The sequence below is a fragment of the Nonomuraea sp. ZG12 genome, assembly GCF_052068115.1.
Taxonomy (GTDB): domain Bacteria; phylum Actinomycetota; class Actinomycetes; order Streptosporangiales; family Streptosporangiaceae; genus Nonomuraea.
The window spans coordinates 422589-435140 of record NZ_JBQHCW010000006.1 but is presented as its reverse complement, the minus strand read 5'-3'; the positions used below and the strand labels follow the sequence as shown (position 1 = coordinate 435140).

At 68.2% G+C, this 12552-nt stretch carries 13 protein-coding genes; 10 read left to right on the top strand and 3 right to left on the bottom strand.

Annotation, left to right across the window (positions count from 1 at the left end; genetic code table 11):
- The coding region (locus ACTMTF_RS20635; RefSeq protein WP_441112138.1) for a hypothetical protein at positions 1-438 on the top strand (438 nt) is incomplete at its 5' end.
- Positions 439-456: 18 nt separating this feature from the next.
- Here the strand turns inward: ACTMTF_RS20635 and ACTMTF_RS20630 are convergent.
- Together ACTMTF_RS20630 and ACTMTF_RS20625 are read right to left on the bottom strand one after the other, a co-directional pair.
- Positions 457-1902, bottom strand: coding sequence for a hypothetical protein (locus ACTMTF_RS20630; protein ID WP_441112137.1), 1446 nt, complete (start codon positions 1900-1902; stop codon positions 457-459).
- A gap of 81 nt (positions 1903-1983) precedes the next feature.
- Complete coding sequence (locus ACTMTF_RS20625; RefSeq protein WP_441112136.1) at positions 1984-3330, bottom strand: hypothetical protein; 1347 nt, start codon at positions 3328-3330, stop codon at positions 1984-1986.
- Between ACTMTF_RS20625 and ACTMTF_RS20620 the strand changes: the two genes are divergently transcribed.
- Positions 3302-3685: a hypothetical protein gene (locus ACTMTF_RS20620; RefSeq protein WP_441112135.1), complete on the top strand. Its 384-nt coding sequence runs from the start codon at positions 3302-3304 to the stop codon at positions 3683-3685. The two genes, ACTMTF_RS20625 and ACTMTF_RS20620, sit on opposite strands and share 29 nt — an antisense overlap.
- Here ACTMTF_RS20620 and ACTMTF_RS20615 read toward each other — a convergent pair.
- Positions 3679-4563, bottom strand: coding sequence for an arginase family protein (locus ACTMTF_RS20615; protein ID WP_441112134.1), 885 nt, complete (start codon positions 4561-4563; stop codon positions 3679-3681). The genes ACTMTF_RS20620 and ACTMTF_RS20615 overlap by 7 nt on opposite strands.
- Before the next feature lie 259 nt (positions 4564-4822).
- On the opposite strand from ACTMTF_RS20615, the gene ACTMTF_RS20610 reads away from it, so the two are divergent.
- From ACTMTF_RS20610 to ACTMTF_RS20575, 8 genes are all read left to right on the top strand, one after another.
- Complete coding sequence (locus tag ACTMTF_RS20610) at positions 4823-5101, top strand: FmdB family zinc ribbon protein (protein ID WP_441112133.1); 279 nt, start codon at positions 4823-4825, stop codon at positions 5099-5101.
- Positions 5102-5164: 63 nt separating this feature from the next.
- Positions 5165-5818 carry an AmiS/UreI family transporter gene (locus ACTMTF_RS20605; protein ID WP_441112132.1) on the top strand — a complete coding sequence of 218 codons (654 nt, stop codon included), beginning with the start codon at positions 5165-5167 and terminating at the stop codon, positions 5816-5818.
- Between the two features lie 71 nt (positions 5819-5889).
- Positions 5890-7137 carry a formamidase gene (gene fmdA, locus ACTMTF_RS20600; RefSeq protein WP_441112131.1) on the top strand — a complete coding sequence of 416 codons (1248 nt, stop codon included), beginning with the start codon at positions 5890-5892 and terminating at the stop codon, positions 7135-7137.
- Between the two features lie 163 nt (positions 7138-7300).
- On the top strand, positions 7301-7729 hold the full coding sequence (locus ACTMTF_RS20595) for a hypothetical protein (RefSeq protein ID WP_441112130.1): 429 nt from the start codon (positions 7301-7303) through the stop codon (positions 7727-7729).
- 70 nt (positions 7730-7799) lie between these two features.
- A complete protein-coding gene (locus ACTMTF_RS20590) occupies positions 7800-8738 on the top strand; it encodes an ABC transporter ATP-binding protein (RefSeq protein ID WP_441112129.1) in 939 nt (312 codons plus the stop codon).
- Positions 8735-9490: an ABC transporter permease gene (locus tag ACTMTF_RS20585; protein ID WP_441112128.1), complete on the top strand. Its 756-nt coding sequence runs from the start codon at positions 8735-8737 to the stop codon at positions 9488-9490. Before ACTMTF_RS20590 ends, ACTMTF_RS20585 begins: the two co-directional genes overlap by 4 nt.
- Positions 9483-10280 (top strand): ABC transporter permease, encoded by a 798-nt coding sequence (locus ACTMTF_RS20580; RefSeq protein ID WP_441112127.1) that lies wholly within the window; start codon positions 9483-9485, stop codon positions 10278-10280. Before ACTMTF_RS20585 ends, ACTMTF_RS20580 begins: the two co-directional genes overlap by 8 nt.
- A gap of 270 nt (positions 10281-10550) precedes the next feature.
- Positions 10551-12476, top strand: a complete 1926-nt coding sequence (locus tag ACTMTF_RS20575; RefSeq protein ID WP_441112126.1) for an FHA domain-containing protein — start codon at positions 10551-10553, stop codon at positions 12474-12476.
- The last annotated feature ends 76 nt before the right edge of the window (positions 12477-12552 follow it).

The following is a 12552-nucleotide window of genomic DNA, read 5'->3' as shown; positions in this document are numbered from 1 at the left end:
CTGGAGGAGTTCGTCGTGTTCTGGCGCGAGCACGGCGAAGTCCTCATCCAGCAGGAGGGCTACCACGAAGCCGCCTGTCAGATCATCCTCATGGCCTTCCTGCACCGGCTGGTCAACGGCGGCGGCCAGCTCGACCGGGAGTACGCAGCGGGCACCAAGCGCCTGGACGTGCTGGTCCGCTGGCCCTACACCGGCCCGGAAGGCGACCGGCTGATGCAGCGGGAGGCCATGGAGCTGAAGGTCTGGCGGGCCGGCCGGGAAGACCCGCTGCCCGACGGTCTCGCTCAGCTCGACGGGTATCTGGACCGGCTCAGCCTCTCCACCGGCGTGCTGGTGGTCTTCGACCGGCGCCCCGAGGCCCCGCCGTGGAAGGAACGAGGCGGCTTCGAGCAGGCGACCACACCGTCCGGCCGCCAGGTCACCGTCCTGCGCGCATAGCGACGTCGCTGGAGTCCGTCAGCGCGGGGTGTACGCGAACCACCGTCCCGGCTGGACGTTCTGCAGTTGCCGCCTGTCCCAGGTCAGGAGAAACGGCGCGGGAACCGGGCGGCCCCGGTCCACGGCGATCACCTGTTTCCCCGCGGCCTCGGCGTCGCGTACCGCCGCAGGCACGTCGCTCTGCTCCGGCCAGGTCAGTACGGTGTGCCCCGCGCAGCCCATCCGGTAAGCGATCTTCACCGCCTGCTCGCCGTACACCAGGCACGGCGGACGGACGCCCAGCCCTTCCAGCGCACGGGCGGCCCGCGCGTCGCCCTCCCGCTTGGCGAGCCGGGGGGTGACGACCTCGTCCAAGGTGCCGCCCTGCAGGGTGAGGTGGGCGAGGAAACCCGCCGTGACCAGGAAGGCGACGGCCCACTTCCCTGCTCTCCCCCGCGCGCGCTCCAGCAGCCCGGCCGCGCCGTACGCGATCGGGAAGGTCAGCAGGGCGTACGTGGGCAGCAGGAAGCGGGGGGCGGCGTACCCGACCAGGAAGAGGTACGGCGCGGCCAGCGACACGGCGACGACGGCCGGGAGCAGCGATTCGGCCCGGCGGGCCGCGTACAGGCCGAGCAGGACGAGGGCCGGGATCGCGCTCCACCACAGCACCCACGACGGCTCGGCGGGACCGCAGCCGCCGGGCGGCCGGCAGAGGAGCGGGCCGTTCAGCGCCTGGGTGTGGTCGTACAGGGAGAAGTGCAGGCCGGTCTCGTTGGCCGCGCCGGCGGCGTGCCAGCGGGCGAGCAGGCCGCCGAAGCGGACGTACGCCTCGATGATCCAGTCCGCCCAGCCGACCACCAGGCCGGCGACCAGCGCGAGCGCCACCCGGGGCCGCCGCCAGCCCGGCCTGGCCAGCGCGAGGGCCAGCGGGAGGACGAGCCAGACGCTGTCGGGAGGCCGCAGCAGCGCCACCGCCGCCACGCACACCGCCAGCCCCGCCACGCAGCCGCGACCGCCGCCCGGCCGCACGCAGCGCAGGAAGAACCCCACGGCGGCCACCGCGCCGAAGGCGACCCACAGGTTCGGCATGACCTCGTTGCCGTAGAACAGCGCCAGCCACAGCGACCCGAACAGCAGCGCGGCCACCGGCACCACGGCCCCCGGACGCAGCCGCAGCCAGGTCCCGAACGACCCGTACAGCGCCAGGGCCGACAGTAGGCACAGGTAGACCCGCAGGACCTCCGTCGAGGACGTCACCAGTGTCACCGGCGCGACGATCAGGGTGATCCCGCGGGCCCGGGGCGCGATGAACTCGGCGGCGGGCACCCGTGGATCGACCTGGCTGACGTAGACCGTTTCGTCCCAGCCCAGCCCCATGCCGGGGCCCACCGCGATCAGCTGGACGATCCCGTAGCAGGCGGCCACCAGCATCAGCAGCGCCCGCCAGGGGTCGGCCCGCAGCCACCTCGACGCTCTCGATCCCATAGAGGCTTTCTTAGTGCCGGGCTCTCCACGGGTACGGGCTCAGTGAAAGGACTTGGGCCAGGAGATGCGAAGTGATGACGCTCATCGAGGGGGCGGGCCCGGCCGTGTCGTGTCGTAGTCATGTTGCAGCTGGGCGATCGCGGTCTTGAGCGAGCCTGGGTCGGAGTAGCGGCGGAGCTCACCGAGCTCCTCCAGCAGCACCCGGCGGTGCGCTTCGAGGATGATCGTGCGTCCGGGGTGGTGCTCCAGAGCTTGGAGCTGCTTGACGGCCGCCTCCCCGGGGAGCCAGTCCAGGAAGGCCTGGGCGCTGTCGATCGCGATGAAGATCTTGCTGACCGAACCCGCCTCAAGGGCTGCGGACAGGTGCATCCGGTACGCCGCCGCAGCCTGTTGCCGGGTGTTCGCCAGCTTGGCCAGCATGGCCTCGCCCTCTTCGCGCGCCTCCTCCAGCCACAGCCCCATGACCTCGTCACCCGCGAGGAACGCGTGCCGTTCGACGGGCTGACGCTTGTATACGTGTTCGCCTGCGGACGGTTTCAGATATCCGTACCTGTTGAGCGCGAAGAGCGTGGCTTGCAGGTGGTGTGGATCGATCATCTGCTCGGGAGTGAGCTGGGCGGCCAGCCACATCTGGTAGTTGTGCGTGTTCTCATGGATCACCGTGTTGAAGATCTGGTCGATGTCGTTCCACAGGGACGAGCGCGGGTTCAACGTGATGGCTCCCGTCACCGGGTCGAAGTTGCCGCACGAGTCGAGCCACTCGCCGTCGAGGTGCTCGTCCTCCAGGTAGACGAGCACGAGCTTCGGCTCCCGACCGGCCATCCCCAGCACCGAGCAGTGGATGGACAGGGCCCGATTCAGGAACGCGAGCCGCGCGCTGTCGTCGCAGCGAGCCCAGTGGCGGACCTCGCTCCGCAGGTGGACGCGCAGCGTCTCGCCCGCCTGGCGACGCCTCACGGCATCGGCCGCGGCGAAGTCCGGGTCGAGGTCGAGGAGCGGGTAGAGCACGATGAGGGCCTCGTCGGCGATGGCCCTGTCGTGGCCACTGACGAGGTCGCGCAGCAGGTCGCACTTGACGCTGAGCGGCAGGCCGGCCAGTTCGCGCACGCTGCGTTCGCGGATGGACCGCGCTGCGACTGCCTGCTTCCGCTGCACTTCGTGCAGCAGGTCGTCCATCTGCTGCGAGAAGGCCCCGGCGGTGCTGGGAGCGACGACGACGGCGGCCAGAGCGTCCAGGATCGCCCGCTTGCGCAGGGGCTGCAGGCTCAGCATCCGGCTGGCGTCCCGCACCGGCCCCTGCAGCCACCCCAGGGTCACCTCGGCCATGATCCACTCTGTCTCGTCCTCGATCGGGTACTGGGCGTTCAGCTCGTCCACGAGAATCGCGAGATCGAAGTCAGTGCTGCGCTCCAGTCCTTCGACGATCAACCCGGCCAATCTGTCCCCGTCCAGGAGAGGCGAACTCAAGGGTGGCGACTCCAGGGGCGGCGACTCCCGGGGCGGCGGCTCTCGGGGCGGCGACTCCCGGGGCGGCGACTCCCGGGGCGGCATGGTGGCGGCCCGCTGCCGCTTGTTCCGGATCAGCGGAGTCGAAGCCGCCGGTGCGGGACCGTCGCTCCGCGCGCGCGGCTTCCTGGGATCGTTCTTCATCACAGCACTCCTCCAGCAACCGTCCGCCCGCGGCACCGGCAAGGACGGCCCGGCGCACCTCGTACAGCAGCACATCATCCTCGTCCCGGCGCGCCACCTCCAGAGGCCGGCGATGGCGGCCGCGGCTCAGTAGGTACGGGCTGCCGCGTGGGCGAACGCGTCGAGCAGGCAGCCGACGAGGTTGCGGCCCGCTGCGCCGCCGGGGTCGAGTGCGGGGTTGTAGATCGTGACGTCGAGGGCGGCGACCCGATCGTCGGCCAGCAACGTCCCCGTCAGCAGGGCGAACTCCCGCCTGCCGAGCCCGCCGGGCAGGCGGTAGTCGACCGCCGGCATGAGGGCGTCGTCGAGCACGTCGGCGTCGATGTGCAGGAGGAAGCGTTCGACGCCCGCGCCGTCCAGGTGGGCGAGCGCCCGCCTGGCCGTGGCCTCCGCGCCCGTGTCGCGGATCTCTCCGAGGGGGATGACCAGCGCGTCGGTGGCGCTCATGGCGGCGCCGGTGTCCCGCAGCTCGCCGGGGTCGCGGTGGCCGATCAGCGCCGCGGCGCGGTCGACGATCAACGGCTTCGCGCCGGCCAGGTCCGCGATCAGGTCGGCGCCGTGACCGAAGGCGAGGTACAGCTCGGAGTCCGAGGCCTCACCGGTCGGGGAGTCCTCGGGCGGGTAGAAGTCGGTGTGCGCGTCGAGGAACACCAGGCCATGAGCGCCTTTGCGGCGCAGGGCCAGCAGGCTGCCGAAGATGACGCTGTCGTCCCCGCCGAGCACGACGGGGAAGCGGCCCGCGTCGAGCACGTCCCCTACGGCTGCCGCCTGGCGCAGCGCGACCTGGGCGATGGCCTCGGCGTTGAGCAGCCGGCTCGGATGGGTGCGCTCCCCCGAATACGCGGGAGCCTCCACCACCGGCCCGACGCTCGCGTCGAGAGCCTCGGCCAGCCCCTCGTCGAGCAGCGCGCCACCGAGTCGCTCGACGCCGGGCACCAGGCCGAGGTTGGTCCGCACCTGGATGATCTCCATTCGGCCACGCCACCACATTTCGGCTTCTTACCCTGCGCCTCCGGCGACTCGCACCCGGTGTCCGGAAATCGCATGCTGCATCCTAAAATATGGCTACGTCTTTGTGCGTAAGGATCAGTTCTGGGCTCGCATGCTGCGTGTTCGACGGGCCTTTCCCCGCCCCACCCGCCCCTGACACACGCCTTGACATGGCGACAAATCCAGATGTTCGCTGAAGATATGGCTCATATCAGTGAATTCGGATCTTCACGGGGATGCCATGGCGACGTATGCGTACCGCTGTCCGGACTGCGGGCCCTTCGAGGTGCGCCTGCCGATAGGGACCGCTGAGGCGGTCACCGACTGCCCGGGATGCCGCTCCGCGGCTCGTCGCGTCTTCACCGCGCCAAGCCTGGCCCGGCTCTCCCCGGCGACGTCCGCCGCGTTCACCCGAGAGGAACAGAGCCGGGAAACACCCGAGGTGGTCACGCGCGTGCCCGCTGAGCGGCGGTTGCGCACGCCGCAGCATCCGGCACTCTCGCGCCTGCCCCGGCCCTAGCAGACATCAAGAACGTCGCATACGGCGTTCGCGCCCGTCCTGGGCGCGAGGAGGTGTGTGTCGATGGGAGCCGTAGGACTCCTGTACGTGGGCGCAGTGCTCTTCCTCAACGGCCTGATGCTCCTGGGAAAGGTCGACCCCCGCGCAACCGGGATCTTCAACCTCTTCGTCGGAGCCCTGCAGGTGATCACGCCGACCCTGCTGATCGTCTTCAACCCCGCCGACACGGCCGCGATCCTGGGCGCGTCGGGGATCTATCTCTTCGGATTCACGTATCTCTACGTGGGGATCAATCTGCTCGGCGGCTTCGACTCCACCGGGGTCGGCTATTTCTCGCTCTTCGTGGCCATCATGGCGCTCGGTTATTCGTACGCCAACTTCCGGCTCCTCGGCGACCCGGCCTTCGGGGTCATCTGGCTTTACTGGTCCTTCCTGTGGGCGCTCTTCTTCGTCCTGCTCGGCCTGAAACGCACGCGGATCACCAGGTACACCGGCTGGGTCACGGCGATCCAGGGCTGGGTCACGGCGGCCATCCCGGCCTTCATGATCCTCACCGGAGCCTGGCGCGACACCGGCCTGATCGCGATCATTCTCGCCGTGTTCGGCCTGGTGGTGTTCGCCGTGCTGTGGCCGCTGACGAGACATGCGGAGCCGGCCGGTGAAACACCGGAAGCGCCCGCGGAGCCCACCAGGATGCATCGCTTCCGCAGGACGTGACGGAGCCCGGAAAGAGGTGAGGCGAAACGCCGACCGCGAAGGGAGTCAACGACAAAGGAAGGGCGGCTATCATGCCGAAAGTAGTATTCACCGTCGACCAGTCGAAGCCGATGAAGGACCAGGCGACGCCGGGTCACAACCGCTGGCACCCGGATGTTCCCGTGGCGGAGATGGTCCGGCCCGGAGATGAGTTCCGGGTCGAATGCCGCGAGTGGACGGACGCCCAGATCGGCAACAACGATTCCGCGAACGACGTACGCGATGTCGATCTCAGCTTCGCGCACATGCTGAGCGGGCCCATCGGGGTCGAAGGGGCCGAGCCCGGAGACCTCCTCATCGTCGACATCCTCGACCTGGGACCGGTTCCGCAGCAGACGGGGGACGCACCCGGACAGGGCTGGGGCTACACCGGCATCTTCGCCAAGCGGAACGGCGGCGGATTCCTGACCGACTACTTCCCCGACTCCTACAAGGCGATCTGGGATTTCCACGGTCAGGTCGCGACATCCCGCCACCTGCCGGGAGTCCGGTACACCGGAATCACGCACCCCGGCCTCTTCGGCACCGCGCCGTCGGCCGAACTGCTCAACTCCTGGAACCGCCGGGAGCAGGCGCTCATCGACACCGACCCGCAACGCGTACCACCGCTCGGCCTGCCACCGATGCCCGAGCACACGCTCGCCGGCACCGCGACCGGCGACGTGGCGGAGCGGATCGCCGCCGAGGGCGCACGCACCGTGCCCGCGCGCGAGAACGGCGGCAACCACGACATCAAGAACTTCACCCGTGGCGCCCGGGTCTTCTACCCGGTCCACGTCCCTGGCGCCAAGCTCTCCGGAGGTGACCTGCACTTCAGCCAGGGCGACGGGGAGATCACCTTCTGCGGCGCCATCGAGATGGGCGGCTACATCGACTTCCACGTCGACCTCATCAAGGGTGGCATGGAGAAGTACGGCGTCACCACCAACCCGCTCTTCATGCCGGGGAACGTGGAGCCGAGGTACTCCGAGTTTCTCTCGTTCATCGGGATCTCGGTGGACCACGACACCGACACGAACTACTACCTCGACGCGACGGTGGCCTACCGCAGGGCCTGCCTCAACGCCGTGGAGTATCTCAAGAGGTGGGGTTACAGCGGCGAACAGGCCTACCTGCTCCTCGGCTCGGCGCCCATCGAAGGGCGGGTCAGCGGGATCGTCGACATTCCCAACGCCTGCTGCTCGCTCTACCTGCCCACCGCGATCTTCGACTTCGACGTACGCCCGAACATGGAAGGACCCGTCAAGCAGGACCGCGGCCGGTGCGCCGTGACGAGTTGACCATCACGACGGCGGGCCCGAACAGGGCCCGCCGTTCACGAAATGGTTAATATCTCGGCAAAATATCACCGAATACGTCAGCATATTGCATCGCTCAGCAACGAACGGCTGGTAAAACTCACGTTAAACGTTCGAAAGGTTGAAACGTTCGAAAGGTTGATCGATGCAGAACGACGCCGTGTGGGTCCGGGGCGTGACCGGCATGCAAATGCACCACACCACGGACCTCCAGGACGCCAACCGATTCCTGACCAATGCGGTGATGGCGCTGCGGGCCGCACAGGTCCGAACCGGCGACGAGCAGTACTCCGCCATCGCCGAGCAGCTCAAGACCATGGTGCAGGAGACGCGGACACTGGAGAGCCAGGCCCGCGAGCGCATGCAGGGGCTGCACGCGTCGGACCCCGACCGGTTCGTCCGCTGCCGCGAGGGACACGAGCCGTGGCCCGACGAGATCCAGGCAGGCTTCGTGCCCCGCCATACGTGCATGGACCAGTGCCTCTATCACACCCATGACGTGCTCGAGGCCATCATGCAGTGCACGTGCGGCCAGCCCCCGTGCCGGGCGTGCGTCATCCGCGGCATGTCCTGAGCCCCGGCCGCCGACCCGGACGGCGCTGAAAAGAACTTGCAAGTCCGCGCCACGCGGAAAAACTTTCTGCATGATCCGGGTCGAGGGATTGACCAAGGTGTTCCGTCGGCCGCGCACCTTCCCCGGCGCCTTGGGGACGTTGCGCACGCTGGTCACGCGCCAGTACGTGGAGAAGACCGCCGTCGACGACGTCAGCTTCGCGATCGACGAGGGCGAGGTCGTGGGCTACCTCGGGCCGAACGGCGCCGGCAAGTCCACCACCATCAAGATCCTGACCGGCATCCTCACCCCGACGAGCGGCACCGTGCAGGTCAACGGCCTGGTGCCCTGGCGCGACCGCTCGGCCAACGCGCGCAACGTCGGCGTGGTCTTCGGCCAGCGTAGCCAGCTGTGGTGGGACCTCCCGCTGATCGAGTCGTTACGGCTGGTGGGCTCGCTCTATGACGTGCCCGCTCCGCGCTTCCGGGCGTCGCTGAAGAAGCTGCGTGACCTGCTCGGCCTGGACGAGTTCCTCGACACCCCGGTGCGCCAGCTCAGCCTGGGCCAGCGCATGCGCGGCGACCTGGCCGCCGCCGTGCTGTACGAGCCGCCGCTCCTCTATCTCGACGAGCCGACCGTCGGGCTGGACGTGCTGGCCAAGGAGGTGGTGCGTGAGTTCATCACGGAGACCAACCGGGTCGGGCGCACCACCGTCATCCTGACGACGCACGACCTGGCCGACGTCGAGGCGCTGTGCAAGCGGATCATCCTCATCGACCACGGCAGCGTGCTCTTCGACGGCGCGATCGACGCGCTGGTGAACCAGCCCCGGCGGCTGGTGGTCCTGCTGCGGTCCGAACCGGACGAGGTACGTGGCGTCTCGCGGGACGCCGAAGGGCGCTACGTCTTCGAGATCCACGACGATCTGCCGCGTCTGATCTCCTCGATCGCCGCCGAACACGCCATCCGCGACCTGTCGATCGAGGAACCGGGCCTGGAGAGCGTGATCAAAGGGATCTACGCCCGATGACGCGGATCGGCTTCCGCCTCGCGCTGGCCTACCGCAGCGACATCATCATGACCTGCGTGACCCTGGTCGCCCAGGTGTTCCTGCTGCGCATGATCTGGACCTCGGTGTACGGATCGCGCACCGCCGCCGCAGGGCTCACGCTGGAGGCGCTGCTGGCCTGTCTCACCTTGGCCAACCTGCAGTCCTTCGCCACCCAGACCGTCGTCTCACGCACCATCCACCACCGCATCCGTACCGGCATGGTCTTCTTCGACCTGGCCCGGCCGGTCGGTTACCTGAGGCAGATGGCCGCCTTCCAGGTCGGGAACACCTGGGGCGGGCTGCTGTTGCTCGCCCCGGTCATCCCGGTGGTCCTGCTGGTCGGCTCGATCACCGTGCCGGTCAACGGCGTGGGCTATGTGATCACGCTGGTCCTCGGATACGTGATCGCCGTGCAGCTGGCGCTGCTGGTCAGCCTGATCGGCTTCTGGACGATGGAGACCGGGGCCGTCTCCCTGCTCTACCGGCTCGTCAGCCAGTTCTTCGCCGGGACGATGGTGCCGCTCACCTTCTTCCCCGGCCTGCTGGGCACGGTGGCCGAGATCCTGCCCTTCAAGTATCTGGGCTACGTGCCCGCGGCCGTCTACATCGGCCACATCCCCGATGTCTCGGGGCCGGTCGCGATGGAGCTCGCCTGGATCGCGGGATTGTGGGGACTGCTCGTGCTGACCTGGTTCCGGGCCCGGCGACGGGTGGTGATCCAGGGTGGCTGAGGTCCTCCGCGCGTTACGCCTGTACGTCCTGCTCCAGCGCGCCTCCGCCCGCGGCGCCATGCAGTACCGCCTGAACACCGTGATCGGCATCCTCAGCGGCGCGCTCTGGCAGGGCACCGGGTTCGCCTTCATCTGGGTGGTGATGCACACCTTCCCCTCCCTGGCGGGCTGGGGACTGGCGGAGATCGCCTTCCTGTACGGCCTGCGCCTGACGGCCCACGCCCTGGCGATGATCCCCCTGATGAGCGTGAACGACATCCAATGGGTGGTGCGCAACGGGGAGTTCGACCGCTTCCTGCTCCGCCCGCTCAACCCCCTCGTCCAGCTCATGGGCAACAGGATGGGCATCGCCCAGCTGGGCGACCTGGTCGTGGGCGTGACGCTGCTCGCCGTCGCGAGCCGGAGCGCACAGGTCGAGTGGCACGCCTGGCTGATCGCCTTCTGCTTCCTGGCGATCATCGGCGGCGCCCTCATCGAGGCCGCGTTCTTCCTCGCCCTCTGCTCGCTGTCGCTGCGCATGATCGACACCTTCGCCCTGCGGGTCTTCGTCGACGACATCTTCAGCAAGTTCGGCTCGTACCCGATGAAGATCTTCGGCGGCACGGTCGAGTGGCTGCTCACCTTCGTCCTGCCGGTGGCCTTCGTGGCCTACGTGCCCGCGAGCGTCGTCCTCGGCAGACTCGACGATCCGTGGGCCTTGGCCGCCCCGCTGCTGGGCGTGGTCCTGGTCTGGCTCGCCTACCTCATCTGGCGACGCCAGCTCGACCACTACCAGAGCGTCGGCCACTGATCCCGGATCGACCGGGCTCCACGCCCGGCGGTCCTGGCCTGACCACAGAGCCACGCATTCGTCACGTCCATCCGCTGCGGCCTTGTGGTGCACTATTCGCGTGGGGACATGCGACCATTCAGGTGGCGTGTCGCATATGCGTGGATTTGTACGTAGTCGGGCATGAGCATCGTGAATACGCTGACATACTTATGGCCGAGCGTCCGGGATCAGCGATGTTGGCCGGTCATGGGCACTGGCAAGGCTCTGACCTGTGAAAAGGAGTGACCCATGGCACCTTCGATCGTCGGGCGCGAGGGCCCGCTCGCCGGGGAGCAATTTCCGATGGGTGACACGCCGGTGACGTTCGGCCGTATGGACAGTAACAGTGTGGTCATCGACAGCGGAAGGGCCTCACGCTTCCACGCGGAGGTGGTGCCCGAGGCCGGCGGCTACGTGTTGCACGACCGGGGCAGCCGCAACGGCACGCTGGTCAACGGGAAGCGCGTGACCTCACATGTCCTCCAGCCAGGCGACCTGATCACGATCGGCGACGAGACGTTCTCCTTCGAAGTGCCCGGCGCGCTGGAGACGATCCTCGATCCGGCCGCCGTCCAGGACATGGTGGCATCCGCCGCCCCGGCCGATCCGAGAGTGCTCAACGTCACCGTCTCCGGCGGCGGGCCCGTCGGCCTGAGCTTCGCCTTGTTACTCGAGCACCTCATGGGCGAGCGCGTGTCCATCACCGTGTACGACGGTCGCTGGACCCAGGACGGGACACGGGTCGTCTGGAAGAGCGAAAGCCAGGGAAACGTCCGGCGGCAGCAAGTCGTGACGGTTCAGAGCCGCCAATTCCTGAACCTCCCGAAAGAAGTGCAGGATCGGTTGTTCGACGCCGGGTCGTACACCGAGATGTGGCCCGCAGGGCCCGATTCCATTCGCGGCTACAGCCCGCGGAACATTCGCATCGCCTATATCGAGGATAAACTGCTCGAATTGGCGAACGAGAAATCCGGCCGCATCCGGCTGGTGCCCGCCCGCTTCAATCCGGCCGAATACGACGGCACCGCGGCCAGGGACCATGTGCTCGCCGTCTGCGAGGGCGGGCGTTCGCGTACGCGGGAGCATTTCACCGACAAGTTCGGCAACGGCGACAAGTCCATCTACTCGCTGGACGGCCGGCACATCCAGGACGTCGTGCTGGGCCTGCGGGTGAAGTCGGAGCTGTCGGACCCGATGACGGTCCTGCTCACCGTCGCCCAGAACCGCTTCCTGCTGAACTCCCTGCGCGGCGAAGGCTTCCTCAACATGCGCCTCACCGACGCCGAGGCCAAGGAGGTCGTCGGGATCGACCCCGTCCGGCAGGTGTTCGAGGACTGCATCGCCTCACGCCCCTGTGTGATGGCACGCGACGAGCACGGCGACTTCCAGTGCTCGACCCACAGCACGCTGTTCCTGCCCGCCCTGATCAGGGGCTCCGCACTGTGGAGGCGCGTCCGGGAAGGACTGACGTTCTTCGGCGTCGCCGAGGGGAACCTCAGGGCCGTCACCGCGTTCCGGCTGGACATGGTGCAGCGGCCGCGGTTCACCGCGCGGCTGTTCCCCACGACGTCGACCAGTCCGGGCACGTACGGATTCCTCCTCGGCGACGCCGCCAACGCGATCCACTTCTGGCCGGGACGCGGGCTCAACAGCGGCCTGGGGTCCGCCATCTCGCTGGCGCGGTCGCTCAGCAACGCCTGGCGCGGCAAGCCGTTGCGCGATGCCGACTTCGTCCGCCACGAAGCGGCGATGTCGATGCTGCAGTACCGGCACAAAAGCCGCGCGTGGAACGCGATGGTGGCCGCCGACGAGCACGGCGTCAGCCATGCGATCAAGGACAAGATCGCGCAGAGCATCGACGAGACCGGCCAGGAACTGGGCAAGGACGCGGCCATCGACGCGCTCATGGAGCAGTTGCGCTCGGTACGGAGCCGCCTGGCGCCACGCATTCCCGGCATGCCCGATGACGCTACCCTCAGGGATCATCTGGGCAGGCTCAGCGGCGAGACGGTGCGCACCCTGGTGCGCAGCGGAGCGTGGGACACGTTGATCGTCGGCGGCGAGGAGGTCGACATCGACATCTTCTACCAGCAGGATGCGCCGATCCCGGCCGTGCCTGAGGAGTCTCTGGCAGGTTTCACCAGAGTGGTTCCCAGGCGATCGCTCCCAGGATGACGTCGGCGAGCACCGGCCCGTACATGCGCGCGTATCTCCGAACCAGAGGTGGAGCTTCCCCCTAATGCCAGATTTC

Excerpts from the sequence above, each read along its gene's own strand:
- ACTMTF_RS20595 (WP_441112130.1), top strand. The coding sequence starts at position 7,301 with ATGCAGAACGACGCCGTGTGGGTCCGGGGCGTGACCGGCATGCAAATG.
- ACTMTF_RS20585 (WP_441112128.1), top strand. The coding sequence starts at position 8,735 with ATGACGCGGATCGGCTTCCGCCTCGCGCTGGCCTACCGCAGCGACATC.
- ACTMTF_RS20605 (WP_441112132.1), top strand. The coding sequence starts at position 5,165 with ATGGGAGCCGTAGGACTCCTGTACGTGGGCGCAGTGCTCTTCCTCAAC.
- ACTMTF_RS20575 (WP_441112126.1), top strand. The coding sequence starts at position 10,551 with ATGGCACCTTCGATCGTCGGGCGCGAGGGCCCGCTCGCCGGGGAGCAA.
- ACTMTF_RS20630 (WP_441112137.1), bottom strand. The coding sequence starts at position 1,902 with ATGGGATCGAGAGCGTCGAGGTGGCTGCGGGCCGACCCCTGGCGGGCG.
- ACTMTF_RS20590 (WP_441112129.1), top strand. The coding sequence starts at position 7,800 with ATGATCCGGGTCGAGGGATTGACCAAGGTGTTCCGTCGGCCGCGCACC.
- ACTMTF_RS20615 (WP_441112134.1), bottom strand. The coding sequence starts at position 4,563 with ATGGAGATCATCCAGGTGCGGACCAACCTCGGCCTGGTGCCCGGCGTC.
- fmdA (WP_441112131.1), top strand. The coding sequence starts at position 5,890 with ATGCCGAAAGTAGTATTCACCGTCGACCAGTCGAAGCCGATGAAGGAC.
- ACTMTF_RS20610 (WP_441112133.1), top strand. The coding sequence starts at position 4,823 with ATGGCGACGTATGCGTACCGCTGTCCGGACTGCGGGCCCTTCGAGGTG.